The following is a 26,332-nucleotide window of genomic DNA, read 5'->3' as shown; positions in this document are numbered from 1 at the left end:
ATGAACCATTTAGAAGCAGTATTGACGTCTTTAAATTATGTTGTCCTATTACGGAACCAAGATAAAACTTTTACCCTATTGAACCCCTGCGCTAGCTGGTTTAGCGACCTTTACTTTGACCAAACCGCGACCCGGTTCGACGCCAAGCGCATAGATCTTTGCGTTGCTTTTCCTTTCATCGAAAACTTCATGATTGACGCCGACACAGTTTGGTGCAAAACCCAATTAAAAGAGTCCATAGGCTCAGGTATTTGGACGGAATCCAAGGCAGCTGGAGAGGAAATCCAACTCACCGCGATTGCTTCCAACAACAATGGCTGCAATTTGCTGATTATCGAAAATCGCACCGAGCATTTCAAAGGCGAGCAGGACATGATGCAAAAGGCTCGGGATATTGCACTACTTAACGAAAAATTGGTCACAGAGCTTAATCATAGACAGCGAAACCTCCAATCGGACATCGCTCAGTTATTTGATGAAAATGCCAGTATGAAAATCATTGGAGACGCGATTAAATCTGAATCTGCCGCAGTGATCATTTTCAACGCAAAGAGTAACGTGCTCAACATCAATAATGAATTCAAAAGACTCTTCCAAATCGAAGATATTGCCAGTTGCCAACCTTTAGCATTACTTGAAAGGTGGTGCGGGGAAGCCGAGCCGGTTTACCCAGAAATGAATCGCGTTTTAACTGCGGGTTCTTATTGGGAAGGCGAATTTTCCACCCGAACGATTCAGGAAAAAAAGCGCTTTGTTCGGCTGAATATCGCACCAATCAAAAACGCCCGCCAACAAGTCACACATTTTGTTTGTATCATCCACGATATTTCAAACTTACGCCTCGATGAAAAACACGACAGTACACATTACACTGGGTATGAATACACCACGCAGCTACCGAATCGGCGCTATTTTTGGCGAAAAATCCAAGAAAGGGATAAAGCCTCTCGGAAGAACCGAACAACATACTCTGTGTTGTACATCGACTTAGACTACTTTAAGCGCATCAACGATAAATTTGGGTTTGAACAAGGGGACAAGGTCCTTAAACTCATCGGTTCACGTATTTCAAGGTGCGTAAAGCAGAAAGACTTTGTTTCACACCTCGGCGGCGATGAATTTACCATCATTGCATTTGGCGCGGCAGAGCAGCTCAAGCCAATGTCAGACAGGCTTCGCCGTTCGATCAGTGAGCCGGTGCTGATCAACGAAACCTCCGTCAGCATTACCGCCAGTATCGGGATCGCAACAATTGAAAATTCGATTAGCCTTGTGGAAGTCGTTAAGCATTCTGATCTCGCCATGTCTTCAGCGAAAGAGCTGGGAAGAAACCAGTGCCGTATATACACGGAACAGCTGGACCTCACTTTTTCCCTAAGGTTGCAACGTGAACATGACATTCATGACGCAATTAAAAATGATGACTTCCATTTGCTATACCAGCCTAAAACAAACGTTATCCCCTGCGATGAGTTTAACGTTGAAGCACTCGTGCGCTGGGAACACAATACGGAAGGAACGATTTACCCGAATGACTTCATCCCCATTGCTGAAGATTCCGGTCAAATCATCCCCTTGGGTCGTTGGGTTCTCGAGCAAGCCTGTCAAGATGCCAAAACGCTGCTGGATAAAGGCATTAACATTCGAATGGCCGTGAATGTCTCAACCAAACAGCTTAAGCACCCTGACTTTTATAGCCATGTCATCAAAGCCTTAGAAAAAAGTGGATTACCCTCTGAGAACCTTGAGCTTGAAATTACGGAAAGTGGCTTGCTTGCCGATATTCACTCCATCCTTGAGGTGCTGCATCAAATCCGAAAACTCGGGGTCGCTGTTGCGCTTGATGACTTCGGTACTGGCTTTTCCTCGCTTAATTACTTACGCCAAATGCCAGTGGATTTAATTAAAATCGATAAAGAATTTGTCGACGAATTACCCGCCAATAATCAGAGCATGCTGATCACCACCTCTCTTATTGAGCTGGCACACAGCCTTAACCTCAAAGTAATTGCAGAAGGGGTTGAAACCCTAAAACAACTCAATTGCTTAACCGACGTTAATTGCGATTACATTCAGGGCTACTACTTCTACAAGCCCCTCCCTTTTGCGCAGTTGGAAGCGGCATACAACACAGAAATAGAAGAGAAACGGATTGTAAAATCAAACCCTTGAGTGTATTTAGGGGCTAAGCCGCACCGTCATTCAATACGAGCACGGGCTACATTACGTGTGGGCTCGAAAACTGTGCCTAAGAAGCAATATAGAAACGGAAGTAATACAGAAACAAGTGATCACAAAGCTAGCTAAGCCAACCCAAAAAATGGAAATGTGACCACATGGATAGAAAGAGGCTTGATTTCACAAGCCTCTTTTCCTTTTATTGGTTGCCTAATACGTGTTCCAGATCGAACACGGGTGGATTGGCTAAGACTTCCTCACGGGTGGGACCTTCACCTTTGATCAACCATTGCGGAACATAGGGGGAATCAAAGCTGACTGTTTGCCCTGTTCGCCTGTAGTGTGCGGATAAAAACGCGGTGGTAATTGTGTGAAACATGGCTTCACTAGCCAATAAATCCAGTGATTCCTTACCTGTCTTTCCTCCCTTTTGGCGCGGCTCAATTTCAGAATAATACTCATAGTTAGCATCTATAGACGCGATAACGGCTTTATCCAATGAGGTGTCTTCATAACCCCAACATACGGATATGATGCTATACAAAGGAAAACGAAGCCATTGATAGAAGTCCTGCCAATATTCGTTGCCGTCACACGCTTCAATTAAAATTTCATCGGTAAGAATTGGGATCACCGTTTTTATCAATTGAATTTGTCGTTGCTTGTCACTTTCACCTAACAAAAAGGCATGGAATAAATCAAAAAATGCCAGTTCGATGTCGCGTATCGGTTGTCCCTCAAAACTCTGGCAAAGATCTTTGTGTTCGACTTTCAACATCTCCTGCTGCGCGGCTTGGTCATTGCACAAAATGGCGACACTGATATTGGTTAGCCACGCCGTTAGCCTATCCTCTGAGTTGTCGAGATCACGACGTTCTATGTAGGTTTCTACCTGGAATTGCCTGTCAAATAAGTTGACATCCAGCGTTTCACCTTGATGACGATGTATAAGCCAATGCAAACGAGCAAACTCAGAAGACTGCGCTAACATGAACATACCATGTTCAAGGGACCAGTGGTTTAAGACTGTATTTCCAATGTATTCTTTTAGCCAATATTCTGAAGTTTTAGGTGCAGAATGCTGATAATCCAACAAATGGTCGTCATTTTTTAGTCTCTTAACAATAAACTCAATCGATATCTCACTAAATTCCCGTATTAAATCAGGACTACGAAAATTCTCGAGATGATGAGACCTTACTTTTAGATTTAACGTATCTTCGTTAGACATTTTCTATATCTTACCTTGTTCAAAATCGGTTACCTTCACGCTATCCAGCGCACCGCTGTCAGTCTTAATCTTTTGATGGACAACTTTATACTGCAACTTCCCTGCTTCCCATGCTTCCATTATCTTTTGCCGTGTTAATGCGACCTTCGGGTTACTCTGTCCAACCCTTTCCATCTCTGCCAAGATCGCTTTGGTGTACTCTGGATGACCTTGCTGGTAGTTGATGCCATTTACTTTTCTGGAGCCCAATGTACCAGAGCCGCCTTTGGCTTCCAAAATAGTGATAACACCGTCCTTCTCATAGATTTGGTCAAAGCGACCAGAACCATTGCCTAAGCCCGGGTAGAATGTGGGGGTGGAATGTGGACAGGCACTTTTAGAAGAACCGACACAGAGCTATGTAATTGACAAGGTAGTACTTTTCTTATGGCGTCTGTCCTTGTTATTTACGTGCGCTCAATTCGTTCGGGTCAAACTCCAAGCATAAGGTTTGCTGGCTGGCGATGGTACAGGCAATCTAAAAAGTATTTGAATGGATGTGTGACTAGATAAATAGAAAGAGGCTTGCTTTCACAAGCCTCTTTTCCTTTTATTGGTTGCCTAATACGTGTTCCAAATCGAACACGGGTGGATTGACCAGAACCTCTTGAATAGTTGGTCCTTCGTTTTTGATGATCCATTCCGGTAAATATGGACTATCGAAGCTCATCGTCTTACCCGTTTGGTCAAAATACACAGCAAGCAAGGCGATGATTTTGTCGTAGAACATGGCATCAACATCACCCAAGTCCAGTGATTTTTCACCATTCGGTTGCCCTTTTTCAGGAACAAGGTATGCGAAGTAATGGTAATTTTTATCCATGGCTTCCAGCACCGTTTGTTCGACGCCCTCGTGGTTACCTTGCCAAATCGCTTCGATGATGTTTACCAGTGGCGTGTAAAGCGAGTGAATACGGTTCTCGATTTCTCGTTCCACAATGGCGTTAATAACACCGGGCTCACCCATTGCTCGAACACTGTTCAGTGCTTCGGCCCTTATTTGAGGGTCTGTTTCATCGCTATAAAACACCTTAAAAAACTCAAAATAGGTATTGTTCACTCGCCGAAACGGCTCATCGAAGTACGTCCCGAGAATCTCCTGCTCTACAAGGCACAGCTCTTTTACCCCTTCGTCATTACGAATCATTGCATTCGCGCTCACCGCGTCCATCCAGTCATAAAATCCGTAAGAGCCCTCTGGCGGTTCAAGCTCCATGGATGTGTCGAGAAACTCCAACTGGAAATGCGATTGTTTGCCTCGGCATAGGATAGAACGAAATGCCATCCAACTGAGTTGAGCAGAACAATATTGCAGAAAGCGTGTATACCTCTTTTCCACATTTAGAAGTATCGAGCCAATAACACAACTCCTGTACCGATCAGAGTGCATAGATAATGTGCATTTTTTGCAGTAAGTCTCCAGCTCTGAATTTCCCTCATCAAGGGAGTTTGTTGGAATCAACCAAACCTGTACTCGACGATTCCTATCGTGATCGATAGATAACTCTCTATGATGTCTAGTTCTCATTTTAACTATAGCTCTTTGTCTTATTTAGGCTTTTTCAAGGTATAAGTGTCCACAACAACATTCCCTAATTTACTATTTGGTTCAATAACTTGAGTAACCATTTTGAATTCAAGCTTATCGCTTTGTAGAGCGGTTCTAAGTTTTTCGATTGCCGATCTAAACTCTAGTTCCTTTTCTACAGGCCACTGTAGTATCTCTTCGCTTTCAGCAAACCTCTCATACTTCTTGAGCGTTGCATCAGCGTGCTCCCAAGTACCCTGTTCGTATTTCTTACCATCACTCCAAATCGCAGCGGCTTTTGAAGGCGGTAATCGCCCCTCCCTTTTGCGCAGTTGGAAGCAGCATACAACACAGAAATAGAAGAGAAACGGATCGTAAAATCAAACCCTTAAGTGCTTTTAAGGCAGTCATCGGCTGCTTCACCAACAATCATTGGCTATTAGTCAGTAATAACTATTCGATAGGTTTGGGTTATTCGATGGCGCTTCAAAAAGATAAAAACAGGCAAAAAAGAGCCACGCAATTGCATGGCTCTGTTCAGTTTGCTTTTCTACTTACAAAAATGGGAGCGACCAACGTTAATAGTCGTCACCAAACACTTCGGCTTTACTTTTGTAACCTTTGGAAATATCTCCCTTTACCATCCACTCAGGAACATAAAAGGTATCGACACTGGGTTCCAACCCCCAGCGGTGATAAGCCAAAGAAGCAAGACCTGTAATCAACCACGCTATCCATTGTTCGCTGTTGTAAGCGTTACTGCCATCTATATCATTATCGGTAATCTCATCGGGTCTGGTGTAACGCCCCCAAAAAGCTTTGTGGTCTTCTACCGCTGATTTAAGCTTTTCGGGATACAGCGTTTCTCTTTGAGAACAAAACATAGCGTGGATCAGCGAGATGATAGGCAGATATCGATATTGCACTTCATCTACGCGCTGATCATTGTTTCTTCTGGTTCTGCCTATAGCTTCAGGCTGGAATACCTTTTCTGCCGCATCTTTTAATAGGCTGTCCATATCCGCGTCGGGGTACATCACTCCCTTTAACAGCCGTAGCATAGCTTTATCGAATTGCTTGTCGTTACTGCTCGCTGTGTGGATGTCTTTATCTATAAAGTACTCATCCATTTGGCACAGCTCAAACACCCCATTGTAGTCTTGTAATATCAGCGCTACTGAAAATATCCGCACCCAGTCATCCAACCCGAGGTAAGCGTCAAACTCCTTGCCTACGGCTTGGTAGGAGTATTGGTTGACATTAATCGGCACCGATTGACCCGCATTAAAGTTCAAACGGTAAAAAGTTTGCCCAAAGTGGTAAATCAGCTTCAAATGCCATTCTAAGTAAGCCTTGGGGTCCCCCCGCATTGCACGTTCACACAACAATTCGAAATGTGGCTTAACTTGCGAGATAGCTCTCATTTGATAGGATTTCATCTCTACCCCTTCTAAGTCCTCTCTCACGTAAGGCTTGGATTGATCTATCATTCTCGTCAACCATTCGTGTTCTGACGGTGGTTTGCGATCTTCAGCCAAATCAAGCCGCGCCATTTCTTCATCAATTTTTTTCCTTATTTCATCATTGTGATGAGGGATGACAACTTTATTATTCATCAGCTTCAAATGCCTTCTCTTTATATTGAATGGTGGTTCCGTTGGGTTTTAACGAACCATCTGTACTGAGCAACGTTTTGATTTTTATGAATGACGCCGTCTCTTTATGTTCTTCCAATTTACGTAAGGTTTCATTGTGTGCACTCAATTCGCCCGGGTCAAACTCCAAGCATAAGGTTTGCTGGCTGGCGATGGTACAGGCAATCTAAAAAGTATTTGAATGGATGTGTGACTAGATAAATAGAAAGAGGCTTGCTTTCACAAGCCTCTTTTCCTTTTATTGATTGCCTAATACGTGTTCCAGATCGAACACGGGTGGATTGGCTAAGACTTCCTCACGGGTGAGACCTTCACCTTTGATCAACCATTGCGGAACATAGGGGGAATCAAAGCTGACTGTTTGCCCTGTTCGTCTGTAGTGTGCGGTTAAAAACGCTGTGGTAATTGTGTGAAACATGGCTTCACGAGCCAATAAATCCAGTGATTCCTTGCCTGTCGGCCTGCCGTTATGTCGAGGCTCTATTTCCGAATAGAACTCGTAGTTGGCGTCAATAGCGGCAATAACGGCTTCATCCAATGAGGTCTCTTCATGACCCCAACATACGGATATGATGCTATACAGAGGAAAACGTAACCACTGATAAAAGTCTGGCCAATAGTCGTTACCACCACACGCCTCAATTAAATTTTCATCGGTAAGAATTGGGATCACCGCTTTCATAAATTGAATTTGTCGTTGCTTGTCACTTTCACCTAACAAAAAAGCACGGAATAAATCAAAAAATGCCAGTTCGATGTCGCGTATCGGTTGTCCCTCAAAACTCTGGCAAAGATCTTTGTGTTCGACTTTAAACATCTCCTGCTGCGCGGCTTGGTCATTGCACAAAATGGCGACACTGATATTGGTTAGCCACGCCGTTAGCCTATCCTCTGAGTTGTCGAGATCACGACGTTCTATGTAAGTTTCTACCTAGAATTGCCTGTCAAACAAGTTGACATCCAGCGTTTCACCTTGATGGCGATGTATAAGCCAGTGTATGCGAGCAAGCTCGGCTGACTGAACTAACAAAAACATACCGTGCCCACGAGGCCAGTGGTTTAAGATGCTGTTCGATATATATGTTGACAGCCAATGCTCAGAAGCCTTGGGGGCGAAATGTTGACACTTCGATAAAAGGTTTTCATCCGTTTGGCTATGTAAACAATCTAAAATATCGTCAATATCTATCTCACTAAATTCCCGTATTAAATCAGGGCTACGAAAATTCTCGAGATGATGAGGGCTTACTTTTAGATTTAACATATCTTCGTTAGACATTCTATATCTTACCTTGTTCAAAATCGCTTACATTCACACTACCAAGTACACCACTGTCAGCCTTAATCTTTTGGTGGACAACTTTATACTGCAACTTCTCGGCTTTCCATGCATCCATTATCTTTTGCCGTGTTAATTCGACTTTCGGATTATTCTCACCAATTCTTTCCATCTCAGCCAAAATCGCTTTGGTGTACTCTGGATGACCTTGCTGGTAGTTGATGCCATCTACTTTTCTGGAGCCCAATGTACCAGAGCCGCCTTTGGCTTCCAGAATGGTGATAACACCGTCCTTCTCATAGATTTGGTCAAAGCAACCAGAACCATTGCCTAAGCCCGGGTGGAATGTGGACAGGCACTTTTAGAAGGCCCTACACAGAGCTATGTAATTGACAAGGTAGTACTTTTCTTATGGCGTCTGTCCTTGTTATTTCTACAGAAATAGAAGAGAAACGGTTTGTAAAATCAAACCCTTGAGTGTTTTTAAGGGCTATGCCGCACCGTCATTCAATGCGAGCACGGGCTACATTACGTGTGGGCTCGAAAACTGCGCCTAAGAAGCAATATAGAAACGGAAGCAATACAGAAACAAGTGATAACAAAGCTAGCTAAGCCAACCCCAAAAATGGAAATGTGACCACATGGATAGAAAGAGGCTTGATTTCACACTCGTTACGGTATCCGCATAGGCAACGCTGACAGGTAACATAAGAAATGCAGCGAACACATAGGAAACACACCTACACGTTAGCCCAACTGACTTGGCTATTTTTTTCATTATTTTCCACTACTTAGGTTATGTAATGATTTCATTCAATAAAATCAATTATAAAATGCAGTGAATCTATAAGCTCCAGACATGGTTGTAAATGATGTTCATAACATTTCTTAAAAAAAAGACATGCTTTCCATTTAATCCGCGACACTGGAGCAACCGCCTTAGTACGGGTTAACCAAAAAACCAATCCCCTCAATGCTTGAGAATCGACATTGAACGTGTTAACACGCATCCTCTTCTATGATTCAAATTCATTCATTGTTAGAAAGGTGTTAGCAGTGATAATTTTGTAGATTTCTTTATGATTTAATCGATTTAAATATTATTCGCGTAACTAATATAATACTTATTATAAATACCCAATCCAAAACAACCGATAAAAATAAATTATTATAATCATCACTTCCCGTATAAGATAAAATAAAAAGGAGAACTAATATAATGAAAAAACTAAATAGCTTATTATGCTTTGCTCTATCCTCTTCTGTTTATGCCGGAAGTGATAATATTATTATCGATAATAAAAGTCATTCGCCGATTTATGGGGCCTTTCAATCGTCGATTATGGATAATATAGCCGCTGATTCTCAAAACGGCACCATATATTCAGGAGAAAATCACCATTATCTTCCAGAGGATGACTTTTTCTCGTCAACCACAGTAAATATAAAACTGGGGGACACCATTAATAAAGTGGGTGTGTTCGACCTTTCAAAACAGCGCTACATACTATGTGATGAAAACGTCATCTACTCTGGTGAAGCGCAGTATGTTTACAATGGCAGCGATTGCATTAAGCAAGAAAACAAAATGGTTTGGATTGAAGTCGTACCCGGTGACGTAAACCAACTTGTCCGAGCCAATGCAGACGGAACAAACGCCCAAATCTTTGCGCAACGAGAGGGCTTAACCACCGTTACGTATAACGATGAGAAGATCTACACTCGCATATCGGGCTTCTTTGAGAATGGCATCGGCGTTTATGATTTGGATGGGCAGTATCTTGGAAATCAGATCCAGCTCGCGGTGAGAGGTTTGGGGAATACCGCTGTTGATCCAATCAACAACTGGATATACAACAGCACGGAATTAATGGATGTGATTGTAAGAAATGACTTGTCTGGAGACGGTTCTGATAGCAATGAAAGCGGTCATGTCATCTACGATCCGGTTCAAGAAGGTTGCATGTCAGATTGCAATCCAATGGGGTTAGGCATCAGTGAAAATACACACTCACTGTTTTTCGGAGTGGGTGGCTTCGGTATGTATCCTGCCCAGTTATTTCGTTCGGAGTTAGGTGAGCATACTCTCGTCAATCGTAGCCTGTTAGCGAACGAAGAATCAGGAATCATCACTGGAACGTATTTTGGCATAATGAACATCGTTGTAGACGACTTGAACCAAAAAGTATATTGGAATACTGCTAAAGCCGTACAGCGCTCGAATTTTGATGGTTCTAACTTAGAGACGCTATATTTAGACGAAAATCAAAATGAAAATTTATTTGCACTAAGCATGTCAAAAGATTCAAAGTATTTATACTGGTCTAATCTAAATAGTATCCATCGCTTAGACCTAAGTAGCAATGAAGAAAGTCACATCATTCATTCAGGTAAGCATCGTATAATTGCAATTTCAACATACTAAAATTCGTCTATATAACAAACATTCTCTACGAATACGTCATTGAATTTCATATTAGACGAATAGTGAATAAAAACCTGACCACTTAAAGTCGTCAGGTTTTATATTTATACCCAAGTAACCTAAAAATAAATTAATATTAAAAGTTAAATTGAAAGGATGTGGTATTGACATACCTTGATCCCGCTTTTAGCCGGCAAGCGCTTGGGTTGCGATTTGGTGAATCAGGTAAGCACTGGGTTTCTAGCGCGATTCCAGCGTGAATGTTGTATTCCTTGCCCTTTCCTAAAGTGCCACCGAGAAAGTTTCCACTGTACACCTGAATCGCCTCTTGGTTAGTCGAAATGTTCAGTGCAACAGTAGCATCAGACGATATTAATGAGCAGGCCTTGATAAGGCTCACTGGTGTATCATCCACACTTTCTCGTCGACCATTCAGAATAAAAGAGTGATCGTATCCCCCAACCCTTTGTTGCCCTTCATCGAGTAGCAAATCCTGCTTAATGCACTTTGCGGTATGAAAATCAAAACCGGTGCCGATCACGCTCAGTGGTTCAGAGTCTGGAATGCCTTCTGAATTGACGGGTAGGTATTCATCGGCATGAACGTTAAGTGTGTGATTTAGAATATCGCCGTCCCCATCAAGATTAAAGTAAGCATGGTTGGTGAGGTTAATCACGGTGTCTTGATCGGAATGTGCTGAATACTCAACGATCAACCGATTGTCGTCGCTGAGCTCGTATTTTGCGTTAACCTTTAGTTCAGCAGGAAACCCCTGATCGCCATGGTGTGAAATCAGCGAAAAGACGGCACTGTGGTTATGGCTATGCTCAACCCGCCAACGCCTTTTATCAAAACCGTCGATACCGCCATGTAAGCTATGCGGCGCTTGGTTTTGAGAGATTTGGTATTCCTTACCATTCAGTTTGAAACGCCCATTCGCAATGCGATTTGCGTAACGCCCGATACTGGCGCCAAAGTACGCAGACTGACGATAAAAATCGTCCATATTGTTCACGCCGAGCACCACATCACGCAGCCCACTCGCAAGCGGTAACCTACAGGTTAACCACGTTGCGCCGATATCCATAAGAGACACCGTCATACCTAGCTGGTTACGCAACGTGATCACTTTGGCGGGTTTACCGTCTCGTGCTACCCCTTTCATTGCTCAACGACCGATGTGCCAGATTGAGCAGAGCAGACGTGCAACTCGGCATCAAGCCCGAATTTATCGAAGTAGTTGGGGAAGACCTTTTTCTGAATGAGAGGGATCGCCTCTTGAGGCGCAAGCGCCACCACACAACCACCAAAGCCTCCACCCGTCATCCTTACTCCCCCCGTGCTGCCTATCAGTTCGTCGATTTTCGCCACCAAATAATCAATTTCAGGGATCGTGATTTCAAAATCATCCTTCATGGAAAGATGAGACTGGCGCATCAGTTCAGAGAGCTCATCAACCTGACCTTGCTTAAGGGCTGAACTGGCTGCGACCGTTCTGGCATTTTCAGTAACGACATGTTTCGCTCTTCGGTACACCAACTCGTCCATTTCTGATTTGGCGTTTTCGAGCTGTTCAATCGTCACGTCTCTGAGCGCATCCACGTTGAAAAACGCGGCGGCGGCTTCACATTGCTCTCGGCGCGTATTGTATTCACTGTCGACCAAACCTCGGCTTTTGTTTGAGTTAATAATAAGCACGGCAAGCTTAGAAGGTAAATGAATGGGCTGAGTTTCCAATGTCCGGCAGTCAATCAGCAATGCACTTCCTTCCTTTCCTTTCGCAGAGATAAGTTGATCCATGATCCCGCAGTTGCAACCTACAAACTGATTCTCCGCCTCCTGACCTATCAACGCGAGTGACTGGTTATTGAGATCTAAAGAGTAAAGCTCTGTAATGGTCTTTCCTACCGCTACTTCAAGAGAAGCAGACGAGCTCAATCCCGCTCCCTGAGGAATGTTGCCAGAAACCACCAGATCGGCTCCACCAAACTGGAAACCACGCTGACGAATATGCAAAACGACCCCGCGTATGTAGTTAGCCCATATTTTGTTTGGCACATGATGAATGGGCCCCGACACATCAAATTCATCCATCTCGCTGCCATAATCCAGCGCAACCACCCTCAGTAGGTTGTCATCGCGTTTTCTGGCGGCAATCACGGTTTGATAGTTGATGGCACAGGGCAAGACATAACCGTCGTTATAGTCGGTATGCTCACCAATCAAATTCACGCGTCCCGGTGCTTGAATACAATGCGACGGTGTTTCTTTGAATGCCTCAATAAATGAGTTATGCACGAAATAAACCAGTGCGTTCATGTTTTCTCTCCAACTCTCTATCAACTGTCAAGCTTCCTTGTAATGCACATCGCTCAACAGCGATAAGCGCTCTGCCGCTTGTTCTGGCGTTAAATCTCGCTGATACTCGGCGAGCATTTCATAACCCACCATGAATTTTCGTACGCTCGCACTGCGCAGTAACGGCGGATAAAAGTGGGCGTGCAATTGCCAATGATCAATGGGGCGTTCATCTTTAAAGAAAGGCGCAAAATGCCACCCCATCGAATAGGGAAACGCGCATTGAAATAGGTTGTCGTATCGAGTTGTTAAGGCTTTAAGTGCTTTAGCAAGATCTTCTCTTTGCCCCTCATTTAACTCGGAAAAACGCTGCGCTTTAAACGTCGGTAACAATAACGTTTCGAAGGGCCAAGAAGCCCAATACGGAACAACGGCTATCCAGTTTTCCGTTTCTACCACCACTCGCTCTTGCAATGCTTGCTCTTTCAATGCGTAATCCAGCAATAAATTGGTGCCATGAGCGTCACGGTATTCCCGCAGTCGCCCTTCTTTACGCGCAATTTCGTTAGGTAAAAAGCTGTTTGCCCAAATCTGACCATGAGGATGCGGCTGTGAACACCCCATCATTTCGCCTTTGTTTTCGAAAGCTTGTACCCATAAGTACTCCTTACCCAGCTCGGTCACTTGCGCGTCCCACGTGTTCACCACATCGGTAATTTGCTTCACACTCAATTCTGGAAGGGTTTTGCTGTGATCCGGAGAAAAGCAGATCACGCGGCTCAACCCATTCGCCGCATCACATTGAAACAGCGGGTCAACCGACTTGTCTGGCGATGGCGACTCGGGCATGAGCGCGGCAAAATCGTTTTGAAACACAAAACATCCCTCGTAATCTGGGTTCACTTCTCCTGATACGCGAGTATTCGTTGGGCACAAAAAACAATCACTTTGATAAGGCTGCTCATTGCCTGTTTCTATTTCATCACTTTGCCCACTCCAAGGGCGCTTTGCCCGATGCGGCGAAACCAACACCCATTGACCCGTTAGTGGGTTGTATCGTCTGTGGGGGTGCTCCTTGGGGTCAAATTGACCGGTATTCATAGCTAAATTCCTTGTGTATACGTTTACAATTTAATTCAAACAATCTCAACATGTCTCGGCTGCACCTAAGCTTGGTTGGTGATTCAGCGGTTCATATTCGGCTTAAGCGTTACTTGATAGTGGTAGGAGTGATCCGTTAGTTGATATTCAGCATGAACACTTGGCGTCCATGAATCGTCGCCCCCCACCCCCATGTGGGCTCCATCCACATTCACATACAGCAACCCAGTTTCGACCAGATCCTTGGTGTGTGTTGCTTGTCCAATGCGTTGGGGGTGGTATTGCGACATACCCAAATGTATGGGTTGCGATATTGGCGCTGAAAGGGTGAAATCACCGATGGTCGCTCTGCTCACATCGCACCGAAGCCCAGATTCTGTGGGGAATATATAAGGGGTAAACCAATCCTTGGCAGCCAATTGATAGTGACCAATATGCGCAGAAAACCGTCGATCAGGGTAATTTTCATGAGGACCTCGCCCAAACCAATCCACAGATTGACCACTGTCTACCAGAGCAAAAATCAACCCGACTCTAGGCAAAGAAGGCAGCCCGGAAGCCACTTCTACTTTTACGCTTATTTCCAATTCGCCGGAAAATCTTACTTGGTAAATCCAATGCGTTTTGATCAAGCAATGCGTATCGTTGCTGTGAGAAAAAACCGCTTCGATTTGGACATACCCTCCCATATGCGTGGCGTTAAATCGCACGCATTGTTGCGTCATACCCCATAAGCCAGCATGTTGCCAACGGGCAACCCAAGAGTTGGGATCCATATGGTTGGCTTCACTGGTACCGATGTCGTTATCTAAAGGGGCACGATAAAAACAGTCTTTCGGCGGCTCTGCAAGTACGGGGGTTCCATTCACCAACCAATGCTCAATCCACCCTGTTTTTTTGTCGAATTGAACGCTGAATGCCTGCCCAATTACCTCCACATGATTCGCCAGCACGTTCAGTTGGACATCGCCACTACTTTCTGAGGGGTCGGGACTTTCTAATCCGGTCAATGTCGGTATATTCAATTGCTCACAGGCAACTTCAAAACCAGCGTGCGCCCATGGTTGATCGTGACTCAGCACCACATGCACGTTAAGGTAACGTTGCGCTTTTGCCGCCTTGGGCAGGGCGTTATCAGACAAGACGATCCATTCTTTTTGATTGGGTTCGATCACTAACGGCAACTGCCCAAGTTCAACCAACTTATCCCCTTCAAGCAGTTGCCAATGTAGGGTAAATCTTGCATCAGACGGAAACAAATGTTCATTAGACACGCGAATCTGCAAAGTCTTTGCTTCAACTAATGAAAATTGGAAAAACTGCTGCGCCTTTTTCACCTCCGCCAAGGTAGGATGAGGCGTTCTATCGGGAAAAATCAGCCCATTGATGCAGAATTGCCTGTCGTTAATGCGGTCACCAAAATCGCCACCATATGCCCAATAGGCGGTTCCGTTATCGTCTGTTTTTGTTAGCCCTTGATCGACCCAATCCCAAATGAAGCCACCTTGCAGCCTTGGGTATGCTCGAAACGCTTTCCAGTACTTATCAAAGCTGCCTAAGCTGTTTCCCATGGCGTGCGCGTATTCGCACAAAATGAGCGGGCGCGATTCATTCGGTAGAGAAATCCATTTTTTGATGCCGTATTTATTGATTTTTTCTGAGTCTTGACCAAAAACCACATCACTTTCAACGCGTGCATACATCGGCACAATAATGTCGGTGGCAGCGGTATCGGCTCCCCCACCTTCATACTGAACAGGGCGTGTTGGATCCGACTTTTTTATCCATTGATACATGGCGTGGTGGTTGCCACCAATCCCAGACTCATTGCCCAAAGACCATATGATCACACTCGGGTGATTTTTGTCTCGCTCTACCATCCGAGATGCCCGTCTCATATAGGCTGGAAGCCAAGAAACATCGTCGGAAAGCCGGCACATCGGAAACTGACCATGGGATTCGATATTGGCTTCATCGACAACATAAAGCCCGTATTGGTCACATAGCTCATACCAATAGGGATGATTCGGATAGTGCGCAGTTCTGACGGCGTTAAAGTTGTTTTGCTTTAATAGAAGAACCTCTTCCAGCATGCTTTCTTTGGATATCGCGTGCCCAGATTCAGGATGGTGTTCGTGTCGATTGACACCACGTATCAATAAAGGCTGTCCATTCAACCGAAGTAACCCATCGATGATGTCGACCTGCCGAAACCCCACTGAATAGGCTTCGCAATCGAGTAGATTTTCCGCATCATCAAACAAAGAAACCACACACCGATATAGGTATGGCGATTCTGAACTCCATTTATTGGGGTTGCAGATAAGCAGGCTATGGTGCGTTCTGTTGCTCCAGCCGCCTTTTTCATCGACCAAGACTTCACCCGTACCTGCGAAATCGGACTCCATCACGCTTTTGCCTTCCGAATCATAAAGTGCAATGTGAGTTTTTAGTGCAGAGACGTGTCCGTATACGTGAACGCAAACATTTAAGCGCGCATGACAATACGACGCATCCAATTTTGTATGAATGCTCACATCGTCTATTCGTTGATTCGGCTTTCTAAGCAAATACACATCACGGAATATGCCGCTCAGCCACCACATGTCTTGGTCTTCAAGATAGCTTCCATCCGACCACCGCATGACCATCACCGTGATTTGATTCGAGCCTAATTCAACGAATTCGCTCAGGTCAAATTCGGCGGGCAACCGGCTGTCTTGCGAGTACCCTACCCACTTCCCGTTACACCAAAGGTGAAAGGCAGAATTGACACCATCAAACACCAAACGAATCTGCTGCGCCAAATCGTGCTCATCGAGCATAAAATCGCGCCGGTATACCCCTGTCGGGTTATCACTCGGAACGTAAGGCGGATTGTCTTCAAACGGGTATTTTATATTCGTGTAAATAGGAAAATCATACCCCTGCATTTGCCAATTGCTGGGCACGACTATGGTGTCCCAACTCGAATCATTAAAGTGATGTTCAACGCACTGAGCTTCAACCAACTCAGGTTGGGGAAATAATTGGAATGACCAAAAACCGTTAAGATACTTGCGTGCACCATCACCGCCCAAAACAGCGTCTTCGTGGTACGAGTAAGCATGCAACGGGACGTGGGCGTTCAGAACATTGTGGTGGGTAATGTGCTGATTCTCCCATTCGCGTGCCGTTAGTATGTCCGCAAACTCTCTCATGGTATCACCTTCAACATAGCGTCGTGTTCAACATGCTGTTTTATTCAACATGGCGTTTTTATTAATATAACGTTTATTTAACAAAATGCTTATTTAACAAAGCTCTTATTTAATAAAGCTCTTATTCAACAAAAAGCATAACGTCTTCAGGCTCCTCAGAGCCGTCGGAAATAGTCGGAAATAAAAGAGAATGCCGCAGCCCTACACTGCGACAAACCAAACCGATTTACTTAAACGTTCTTTGACGCGCTTTTTCAAGACGCTCCAGGATCTTGTCTAGGCGTTTAGGGTAAACCATGAATTCTTGGAACCCTTTCATGCCTTCTTTAGCCATTGCAGGATCGGTATCTCGATCATAAAACTGTGCGGTACCTTCTACACTGCCAAGCATCGCAACGCCTTTATTCAAGAACGGGTCGTCTTTCACTTTGGCGTTTTTGTTGGTCGGGATTTGAAGAAGGTTGTCGTTAATTAAGGATTGAATTTCAGGAGTGGCGACAAACGCTAAGAATTTGCGTGCTTCTTCTTTGTTCTTTGCTTTAGTCGGAATATGGATAGTATCCATAGGGGCGTCTTCGGCTAGCCCGACAGATGCGTCAATCACAGGGAATTGGAAGAAGCCCATTTTTCCGTCCATTTCTGGTGGGAAGTTTGGCACAATGAAATTACCAATCAAGTACATAGCGGCTTTACCGTTGTATAGGAAAGGCTGCGCTTCCTGCCAAGAATAAGATGCGTGGTTTTCCAAGAAGTAGCCTGGCTCAACCAATTCCGCCCATTTCGCGAAGGTTTTCTTCACACGCTCATCGGTATAAGGCACCTTCCCGTCCATTAACTGGATATGGAAATCCAAGCCGTTGGTACGAAGATTCAAGTAGTCAAACCAACCCGCAGCCGTCCACAAATATTTGGTTCCAATAGCAAACGGTGCCACATCATTCGCTTTCAGTTTGGCCGCAGCGGATTTCAGCTCTTCCCATGTTTTAGGCTCTGCAATCCCAAATTGTTCAAACAGATCTTTACGGTAGTAAACGCCCCATTGGTAATAGGTGTAAGGCACACCGTATTTTTTCCCGTTCACCGACATCGCTGGGGCGGCGGAAGAAAAATCGTCGTTCATGCCATTTTGTGCCCACAGATCACTCACATCTTCCAGCAACCCACGATCCACAAATGTTTTCATGCGGTTGCCCGCAAACCAGAACACCACATCGGGTGGTGATGTTACCAACCAATTGCGAATCGTCGTTTTGTACGACTCGTGGTCATAGAGGTTGTATTTCACCTCGATATCTGGGTTCGCCTTTTGGAAGCGTGATACCACTTCATCCCACGCTTTTTTGGGTGCAGCGTCCGATGCATTTGAGTTAATCACTAGCGTACCTGCTACTGCGGTACTGGCTATAGAGGCAGCCAGCATCACTGAAGTCGCAATGTGTTTCACGTAGTTCATAATAGGGTCCTTGTTGTCGAGTTTTGCTCTTTGTGGTCCAAAATAGGGGTATTCTTGTTTTACTCTTGCCAAATCCGTTGAAAAGCTAATGCTTTAATTTCGATGTAATTATCCTTTTGTTGCCCCAAGCGTCAGCCCAGCAATAAAGTGGCGTTGCATTGTAAAAAACAGCACCACTGGCGGTATAGCCGCGACAATGGCACCAGCAGAAATAAACTGCCAAGAAGCCAACCACTGCCCGCGTAACGCACTCAACCCAGCGGTTACCGGCCGAACTTCGTCGCTTTGCACTAACACCAGTGCCCAAAAGAAATCATTCCAAATAAAGGTAAAGACTAATACCGATAGTGCCGCCAGAGCCGGTCTCACAAGCGGCAGTACGATATGCCAGAAAATTCGCCATTCGCTTACCCCTTCCACTCGCGCCGCTTCAATCAATGCATCGGGAATGCCGACAATAAAATTACGCATGAACAAGGTGCAAAACCCTGCCTGAAACGCGATATGGAACAAGATCAGTGCCGAACGTGTGTCGTACAAACCGAAGGCCATGGTGAGGTCGCGTACCGGAATCATCAAGATTTGAAACGGAACAAAATTCCCTGCAATAAACGTCGCAAATATCCATATATTGGCTTTGAAATTGAATTTCGCGAGGGCATACCCACCCAACGTAGACAAGGCAACAGCGCCAGCCACCGCAGGTAAGGTAATCATTAGGCTATTAAGCAGGTACTGCCCCATCGGAGTCGAAGTGAATACTTGAGAATAATTTTCGAAAAATTGGATTTCGCTCGGAATCCCCCAATAATTGCCTTTGTTTATGTCTTCAATGGATCGAATAGACGTCATCATCACGGCGATCAGTGGAAGCAGCCACATCAAAATTGAGATAGGCAACGCTACGCGATAGCTGATATTGGTAAAGCGCCCAGCTTTTTGAATCGGTTGTGGGTACATTATTTCTCACTCCTCAACATGCGCCACAAAAAGTAAGCGATATAAACGTCCATAATTAAGAACAGAACGACCGATACAGATGCCCCATATCCCATTCGATAATTAAAGATAGATTCTTCATACATTTGATACGCCAGCACCGATGAACTGCCCCAAGGACCACCTGCGGTCATGGTAGCCACTAAATCGAAGGAGCGAAGTGCACCAATAACGGTAACGACAATGGCAATAAAGGTGGCGGGTCTTAATTGAGGAAGAACGACATACCAAAGCATGCGCCATTTTTTTGCGCCATCCAAACGTGCGGCCTCAATTTGTTCCGGATCGAGATTATTCAGCCCTGTGAGGTATAGAATCATGCAATACGACACTTGGGGCCACAAACCCGCCGCAATAATGCCGTACGTGACGTAATCTTCATCTGATAAAATGGCAATGGGCTCAATGCCAATACTTGATAAGGCGATATTAAATAAACCAAATGTCGGATCGTAAAACCACGCAAATACCAACCCAACGACCACTTGAGAAATCACAAACGGAAAAAAGAATAACGATTTTACAATCCGAATACCTTTAATCTGTTGATTGAGGAATAGCGCAATCGCCAGCCCTGCTGGGGGCGCTATCATGAAAAAAATCAACCACAGAAAGTTATTTTTTAAGGAAGTATAAAAGGCGTCAGATTCAAATAACTCGATATAGTTACCTAATCCAACCCACGTTTTTTCGCTTAAACCGTCCCACTCAAAAAAACTCAGCCAAATGCTGTCAATAATTGGGTAAATCACATAAACCAGAAAAATAACCATGGCGGGTAATAAGAAAAACCATGGCGTATAGCGCCGAAGGGGGCTTCTTTTTCTAGTCGCTGATGGCATTCTGTTTCTGGGGTATATCGTTTTCACAGATTGTTCCATTTCAATGCATTCCCTTTCATTTTCTGCTCAATCCACTGTCCACCAACGTTGCGAAGATTCGCGTAAGAATGTCGCCTATTAACCGTTTATACTATCAATATAAGATCATAGTAGAAATTTTGCACAGCATAAAACCTAAAGTGTAAACGTTTCCACAAATTTCATTAAAATGCGCCCTTTTTAGTTGATCACGATCAACTATTATTAACAAACCGATAACAATAAGCGCACATTCACGTATTTTAAATTTCAGTCGTTTCTAATTGCTGGTACTTGGGAGTCCAAAATGGTAGACATCACTCTACAGAACGTCATAAAAGAATATGGCGATATAAGAACGATTCACGGCGTAGATTTAGAGATCAATAACGGTGAGTTTGTCGTTTTTGTCGGCCCTTCCGGTTGCGGTAAGTCCACATTGCTGAGGCTCATTGCTGGGCTCGAAGAGATCACTGATGGCACCATTGAAATAGAAAATGAAATTGTTAACGACGTCGATCCCGCCGAACGTGGCGTTGCCATGGTTTTTCAATCGTACGCGCTCTACCCCCATATGACGGTGGAAGAAAATATGGGCTTTGGATTGAAAATGACGGGGCATTCTAAAGAAACGGTTAAAAAACAAGTCTCTATTGCGGCAAAAGCACTGCAACTGGAACCATTACTTAAACGTAAACCCAAAGAGTTGTCGGGCGGACAAAGGCAAAGAGTGGCTATTGGTCGAGCCATCGTACGTAACCCGAAAGTGTTCCTATTTGACGAGCCTCTATCCAACCTTGACGCAGAACTGCGAGTGGAAATGCGCCTTCAAATTGCTAAGTTACACCAAGAGTTACAAAACACGATGGTGTACGTAACGCATGATCAAGTTGAAGCCATGACACTGGCTGATAAGATCGTTGTATTGCGCGCAGGTAAGGTTGAACAGGTAGGCACCCCGCTGGAACTGTATCACCATCCCATAAACGAATTTGTTGCTGGGTTCATCGGTTCACCTAAAATGAATTTCATTTCCACCACAATAATTTCATACTCAGCTCAACTTCTAACATTAAAAGCGCCTGATGAATCTATCATTACAATACCTTGTAAAAATGACCTGTCCGTAAAATCTGGGGACCATCTCACACTTGGTATTCGACCTGAGCACCTATTGATTGGCGAAGAAAATAATGTCCAATTCCAATTCCATAGTGAAGTAATAGAAAGACTGGGAAACAGTACTTATCTGTTTGGGCAATCATTAGGAGTGGATGGGTTCACGGTGCATTCACAGGGCGATAGAGAAGTCAGCAAATATCAATCGCTAACACTTGGGTGCCATGCTGAAAATATTCACCTGTTTTACCAAAATGGTCAAAACGTTAAAAGTCTCTAGACAATATGGGAGGAATTTCTCCCAACCTTCCCTTTTTAATAGTGTAAAAATATATTTCAAATACCCTTTCACTCCTTTTTTTTTTTGCTATGATCCTTCTCACATTTAAGTCTTGTGAAATAAGCTCAAAATTATTGAGATAATAGTCACACTTGTGTGCAATTCGACTTAGAAAACACTCATGGCTTGTTTTATGAATATGCCATAATCCACCAAATATCAGCTCGGTATTTAGAAATTCAATAATGCATAACACTGAGTGATCTTAGATTTGTCGAAATTTATTTCCGTGAATAGCTTTGCTTTCGACTAACAATAAATTTACTTACCAACGTGTGAGGGTAGCTATGCAATTAGGTTTTAAAGCGCGAATAAACATGAGTGTTGTCTTGCTGGTAGCAGTATCTCTATCAGTTTTGGCAACCATCAGTATTATTAATCTTAAAAATGAAATGGTTAACGGACTTCAAGAAGCTACTCAGCAAAAACTGAACAGTTATGTAAATGAAATTGAAAACGATATGGAATCGAAAATTCGAACCATCCGACAAGGCGCTCTGCATTTTAGTAGCGATTTAAGCGACCAAGAAAACATTGACCGAGTTCTTCTTCTTTCTAAAACCTCTTTGCTCTCAGCAGTCATGATTGCCTACACAGACGGTCGCAACTACATGTCTGATGATGGTGGTATCAAAGAGGTTACCGATCGCTATCTAACCCGTCCTTGGTTTACGGAAACCGCCAAAAGCCGTACAACCATTACCAGTGATATTTATCAAGATATCGTCACTAAAAATCAGGTTATGAGCATTTCAGCACCCGTTTATCAAAATGGTGAATTAATCGCTGTTTTGGTTGGTGATGTGAACTTGAGCGGCATTGTTAGCCAAGTCAGCTCTATGCGATTTGCAGGAGGCGCTGCGACGCTGTCTGATAGAAACTATAAGTTTTTTGCCAGCGACGACCCTAACGATATTGGTAAAACGCCTTCTCAAGTAAGCCCCGCTTTCCAAGTGATTGAAAATGGCTTCCGCAATGATCAAAATGGCTTAGTTAAATTCCCTTACATGGGCATCGATTTTGATGGCTATTTTCAACGCGTCGCGATTGATAACAGCAACTTCTGGACACTGATGGTTTTTGTGGACCATGGGACGGCAATAACAGAAGTAAACGCAGCGGTAAAATCATCGATATTGGTAGGATGCCTACTGCTGGCCGTCTCAACCGTCATTATCTTTTTTGTGATTAGCCAACTGTTCCGACCGCTCGATCACTTAAAAGCGGCAGTACTGGACCTTTCAAATGGAAATGGTGACTTAACCGCGCGCCTCACGGTCGTTCAAAACGACGATCTAGGGCAAATTTCTGAAGGTTTCAACAGATTCGTCGCTAACCTTCAGAATATGATCAGCGAGATCACGCAGTCTAGCGCTCAGATTTCCGAGGGCATCCGAACGCTAACGACATCCGCCCACCAAAATGAACAGATGTTGCTGTCACATTCCGCCGAAACCGAACAAGTGGTGACCTCGATTACTGAAATGAGTGAAAGCGCCCGTTCCGTAGCGGAAAGCGTGCAACAGTCATCTCAAATCACCGTTTCTACTGCCTCTGAAGCGCATAATTCTAAAACGGTTGTGAACAATGCCGTTCAGACGGTTCGTTCTTTGGTTGACGACGTAGAAGAAATGGCGGAACGCATTCAGGTAATGAATACCGATGCCAACCAAATCAGTGCCGTGCTTTCGGTTATTGGCGACATTTCGGAGCAAACGAACCTTCTTGCCTTGAATGCCGCGATCGAAGCAGCGCGAGCGGGCGAACAAGGTAGGGGCTTTGCGGTGGTGGCAGATGAAGTGCGCGCCCTTGCCGCCCGAACACAAAACAGTACCACCGAAATCTCTGACATGCTGACTCGCCTGTTGGATGGTACCGACAAAGTCGTCAATGCAATGGAGACGACAAAGGAGCGCTGTCAAATCACCGCAGAGAAAACGTCTGAAGTGTCCGGCAGCCTCGATATCGTATCCAACTCCGTCAACCAGATTGATGACATCAGTAGCCAAATTGCTACGGCGACAGAAGAACAAAGCGCCGTGTCTGATGAAATTTCTCGCAATATGCTTGCCATTCGAGATATCGTAGAGTCTCTCGTTTCTAGTGGGCAAGACACCGTCTCGGTGACGCAATCATTGTCAAAGTCCAATGCTCACCTAGAGCATCTAGTCAAACAATTTAAAGTTCAATAAACAAAAAGGGCATCAGAAATGATGTCCTTTCTCCATGTAACAGAATATTTCCATAAGGATAGAGAAACGCTATGGACATTTCTTTATTGAAAGACGCTCAGGCAAACCACACCACTCCAGAGTTTACGAAGCTATATAACGAAGTATTTCGTGATTTCTTCTCTCGCGACGAAAACTTGTGGCCCATATATAAAGATCCTGGTTTTGCTGCACTGAATCAGTTTCGGGCCAGACACCTTCAACCCAATCAACGATTGGGTGCTTATTCCAACAGCGCGGAGCTACACAATACTCTACTGAATCAAAATCATGTGCCGAAAAAGCGCATGAGACCGACGGGCACACCAGATGAAGTGTTGGCATTTTCGGCGGCATTATCAAAAGATTGGGAAAACCCTTCCTCAGTTGAAAACGTCATTACCATGCCGTCCGATCCTGCCATTTATGGGGCAATGATGGGCACGTTGGCTAACCCCAACTTGGTTTACAGTGAATACGCAGGCATGGCAGAACAGCTTGAAAAAAACGTGGTTCGACAAATCGCCAATGTCGTTGGCTATGATCAAAATGAATCAACGGGTTTATTCACTCAAGGAGGCACATTCTGTAACCTTTATGGTTACTTATTGGGTCTACGTAAATCATTACCTGAGGCAATCTATAAAGGTTTGGATTCAAGCCGCGACTACCGAATTCTGAATTCTCAGGGGGGTCACTACTCCAACATGACCAACCTTTCTTTGTTGGGTGTGGACATCACCAACAAAACCATTCGCATCAAAGTTACGGAAAGCCATGAAATTGATTTGGCGGATCTAGAGCGCAGCATGCGTGCGTGCTTCGACGTGAACACCGTGGTTCCTGCCATCATGCTCACGATGGGCACAACCGACACTTTTGCCATCGATCAGGTTAAACCCGTTTATGACTTGCGTGAACGCCTATGCGCAGAATACGACATCGCAGTCAAACCACATATCCACGTAGACGCTGCGGTGGGTTGGTCGATGATGTTCTTCATCGATTACGATTTTGCAGGGAATCCTATTGGCATTAACGAAGCAACCCTTGCTGGCATAGAAAGTGTAGCTGCACGAATGCGTGAATTGAAATACGCAGATTCGTTTACCGTCGATTTCCAAAAATGGGGTTACGTCCCTTATACATCTAGCCTGGTGATGATAAAAAACAAGAAGGACATGGACGCACTCAAGAACGATCCAAGGAACTTTTCTTACTTTGAAAATGACCTTCAAGAAGACACGCACCTGCAATCCACTATTGAATGTTCTCGTGGCGCAACGGGCTTGTTCGGTGCGTATTCGGCACTGAAATACATGGGCTTAGAGGGATACCAAACCCTAATAGCGCATAGCTTACAAAACGCAAACTACATGCGTCATCAGCTGATGCAGGACCCTGCGTGTAAGGTTGTTGTGCCAGAAAACCAAGGTCCAAGCGTAACCTTCAGATTGTACGACCGAAATATCGTTAAAGATGCCAATGAAGAGTTTGCCATCGAGCGCCACAGTACTGAAGACGAAATAATCAGAGCGCGCATGGAACGCAATAGCGAGTTTCATCGTCATATTTTTAATCACCGTGGAAAAGCGGGGTTATACACCAACTGGGTCGAATTCATTTCACGTTCTAATTATGTAGGACGCGGGATTTACTCTTACATCCCAGGCGAAAAGGCGGTGTTCATGAACCCTGCAACACAAAGAGAGCACATTGACACATTCTTAGAGCGTTTGTACTATTCAAGCAATCAGTAAGCTGTAAGCTGAACCAAACCATAATTAGACTGGTCGGGTCATAAATAGATGAGCATGATGCGCCTCTAAACCTAAACATGCCGTATGTTCGTCTAACACAACTCGACATTCAAAGCCGGAATCTCCCGGCTTTTTTCGTATTCATTGAGAGATACATCAGCCACAATCCCTCGGAAAAAAGGATAAGCAATGAAACCAGCAATGATATTACTCACTTTTCTATTTGCATTTAGCGCCACCGCGAAGTCCGACCTGTCCTCTAACATGAAACAAATGAAACTCGCCTTTAATCAGGCCGCTGAGGCAAGCTCTGTCGAAGAGATGAGAACTCCTATTGAAGAATTTGAAAAACTCGTTTTACAATCCGCTAACGGCAGCTTTCCCCCTGAACGAGAAGCGCTTTTTCAAAGCGGATTTAGTAAGCTTACTGACGTCGTAGAGAGAATAGAATCAAAATTAGATGACGACGACCTAGAGGGCGCTAAAACGATACTGCGAGAAATAGACGACCTAAGAAAAGAATACCACGACAAAAAGAAGCCCAGTATTTGGTCAACGCTGTTTGGTTAAACAGATCATTGGTTAGGTGGATCATTGGTTAGGCAGATCATTGGTTAGGCGGATCACTGCCGAAATAAGATCATGCCTATGCCCCCT

General features: G+C 44.4%; 20 protein-coding genes. 6 read left to right on the top strand and 14 right to left on the bottom strand.

What is annotated here, in order from left to right; all coding sequences use genetic code 11:
- On the top strand, window positions 1–2,172 hold the full coding sequence (locus tag HC752_RS09680; protein WP_190334933.1) for a putative bifunctional diguanylate cyclase/phosphodiesterase: 2,172 nt from the start codon (window positions 1–3) through the stop codon (window positions 2,170–2,172).
- A gap of 205 nt (window positions 2,173–2,377) precedes the next feature.
- Here HC752_RS09680 and HC752_RS09675 read toward each other — a convergent pair whose 3' ends face one another.
- The 7 genes from HC752_RS09675 to HC752_RS09645 all read right to left on the bottom strand — a co-directional run bounded on the left by HC752_RS09675 (window position 2,378) and on the right by HC752_RS09645 (window position 8,157).
- Window positions 2,378–3,169 (bottom strand): Imm49 family immunity protein, encoded by a 792-nt coding sequence (locus HC752_RS09675; protein WP_190334932.1) that lies wholly within the window; start codon window positions 3,167–3,169, stop codon window positions 2,378–2,380.
- Between the two features lie 243 nt (window positions 3,170–3,412).
- Complete coding sequence (locus HC752_RS09670; RefSeq protein ID WP_190334931.1) at window positions 3,413–3,685, bottom strand: hypothetical protein; 273 nt, start codon at window positions 3,683–3,685, stop codon at window positions 3,413–3,415.
- 313 nt (window positions 3,686–3,998) lie between these two features.
- Window positions 3,999–4,787 carry an Imm49 family immunity protein gene (locus tag HC752_RS09665; RefSeq protein WP_190334930.1) on the bottom strand — a complete coding sequence of 263 codons (789 nt, stop codon included), beginning with the start codon at window positions 4,785–4,787 and terminating at the stop codon, window positions 3,999–4,001.
- A gap of 767 nt (window positions 4,788–5,554) precedes the next feature.
- The gene (locus HC752_RS09660) at window positions 5,555–6,592 is read right to left on the bottom strand and encodes an Imm49 family immunity protein (protein WP_238930477.1); all 1,038 of its coding nucleotides are present in this window, start codon (window positions 6,590–6,592) and stop codon (window positions 5,555–5,557) included.
- Complete coding sequence (locus HC752_RS09655; protein ID WP_190334929.1) at window positions 6,585–6,761, bottom strand: hypothetical protein; 177 nt, start codon at window positions 6,759–6,761, stop codon at window positions 6,585–6,587. The genes HC752_RS09660 and HC752_RS09655 overlap by 8 nt, the downstream gene beginning before the upstream one ends.
- A gap of 108 nt (window positions 6,762–6,869) precedes the next feature.
- Window positions 6,870–7,550 carry an Imm49 family immunity protein gene (locus HC752_RS09650; RefSeq protein ID WP_342029466.1) on the bottom strand — a complete coding sequence of 227 codons (681 nt, stop codon included), beginning with the start codon at window positions 7,548–7,550 and terminating at the stop codon, window positions 6,870–6,872.
- A 361-nt stretch (window positions 7,551–7,911) separates the two neighbouring features.
- Window positions 7,912–8,157, bottom strand: a complete 246-nt coding sequence (locus HC752_RS09645) for a hypothetical protein (RefSeq protein ID WP_190334927.1) — start codon at window positions 8,155–8,157, stop codon at window positions 7,912–7,914.
- A gap of 972 nt (window positions 8,158–9,129) precedes the next feature.
- Between HC752_RS09645 and HC752_RS09640 the strand changes: the two genes are divergently transcribed.
- Entirely contained in the window at window positions 9,130–10,335 is a 1,206-nt protein-coding gene (locus HC752_RS09640) for a hypothetical protein (protein WP_190334926.1), read from the top strand.
- A gap of 136 nt (window positions 10,336–10,471) precedes the next feature.
- On the opposite strand, the gene galM is transcribed toward HC752_RS09640, so the two are convergent.
- From galM to HC752_RS09605, 7 genes are all read right to left on the bottom strand, one after another.
- On the bottom strand, window positions 10,472–11,500 hold the full coding sequence (galM, locus tag HC752_RS09635; RefSeq protein ID WP_190334925.1) for a galactose-1-epimerase: 1,029 nt from the start codon (window positions 11,498–11,500) through the stop codon (window positions 10,472–10,474).
- Window positions 11,497–12,654: a galactokinase gene (gene galK / locus HC752_RS09630; RefSeq protein ID WP_190334924.1), complete on the bottom strand. Its 1,158-nt coding sequence runs from the start codon at window positions 12,652–12,654 to the stop codon at window positions 11,497–11,499. Before galK ends, galM begins: the two co-directional genes overlap by 4 nt.
- 27 nt (window positions 12,655–12,681) lie before the next feature.
- A complete protein-coding gene (locus HC752_RS09625; RefSeq protein ID WP_190334923.1) occupies window positions 12,682–13,734 on the bottom strand; it encodes a UDP-glucose--hexose-1-phosphate uridylyltransferase in 1,053 nt (350 codons plus the stop codon).
- An 83-nt stretch (window positions 13,735–13,817) separates the two neighbouring features.
- The gene (locus tag HC752_RS09620; RefSeq protein WP_190334922.1) at window positions 13,818–16,934 is read right to left on the bottom strand and encodes a beta-galactosidase; all 3,117 of its coding nucleotides are present in this window, start codon (window positions 16,932–16,934) and stop codon (window positions 13,818–13,820) included.
- A gap of 226 nt (window positions 16,935–17,160) precedes the next feature.
- Entirely contained in the window at window positions 17,161–18,387 is a 1,227-nt protein-coding gene (locus tag HC752_RS09615; protein ID WP_190334921.1) for an ABC transporter substrate-binding protein, read from the bottom strand.
- Between the two features lie 108 nt (window positions 18,388–18,495).
- On the bottom strand, window positions 18,496–19,347 hold the full coding sequence (locus HC752_RS09610) for a carbohydrate ABC transporter permease (protein WP_190334920.1): 852 nt from the start codon (window positions 19,345–19,347) through the stop codon (window positions 18,496–18,498).
- Entirely contained in the window at window positions 19,347–20,267 is a 921-nt protein-coding gene (locus HC752_RS09605; protein WP_190334919.1) for a carbohydrate ABC transporter permease, read from the bottom strand. The genes HC752_RS09610 and HC752_RS09605 overlap by 1 nt, the downstream gene beginning before the upstream one ends.
- A gap of 286 nt (window positions 20,268–20,553) precedes the next feature.
- On the opposite strand from HC752_RS09605, the gene HC752_RS09600 reads away from it, so the two are divergent.
- The 4 genes from HC752_RS09600 to HC752_RS09585 all read left to right on the top strand — a co-directional run bounded on the left by HC752_RS09600 (window position 20,554) and on the right by HC752_RS09585 (window position 26,245).
- Window positions 20,554–21,645, top strand: a complete 1,092-nt coding sequence (locus HC752_RS09600; protein WP_190334918.1) for an ABC transporter ATP-binding protein — start codon at window positions 20,554–20,556, stop codon at window positions 21,643–21,645.
- 347 nt (window positions 21,646–21,992) lie between these two features.
- Entirely contained in the window at window positions 21,993–23,897 is a 1,905-nt protein-coding gene (locus HC752_RS09595) for a methyl-accepting chemotaxis protein (RefSeq protein WP_190334917.1), read from the top strand.
- A gap of 71 nt (window positions 23,898–23,968) precedes the next feature.
- Window positions 23,969–25,675 (top strand): pyridoxal phosphate-dependent decarboxylase family protein, encoded by a 1,707-nt coding sequence (locus tag HC752_RS09590; RefSeq protein ID WP_190334916.1) that lies wholly within the window; start codon window positions 23,969–23,971, stop codon window positions 25,673–25,675.
- Between the two features lie 189 nt (window positions 25,676–25,864).
- Entirely contained in the window at window positions 25,865–26,245 is a 381-nt protein-coding gene (locus tag HC752_RS09585) for a cytochrome b562 (protein ID WP_190334915.1), read from the top strand.
- Window positions 26,246–26,332: the final 87 nt, after the last annotated feature.

Origin of the sequence: Vibrio sp. S9_S30, assembly GCF_014694455.1 — a bacterium.
Taxonomy (GTDB): domain Bacteria; phylum Pseudomonadota; class Gammaproteobacteria; order Enterobacterales; family Vibrionaceae; genus Vibrio.
The sequence above is the reverse complement of the archived record's forward strand: the minus strand, read 5'-3'. Positions and strand labels throughout refer to the sequence as shown.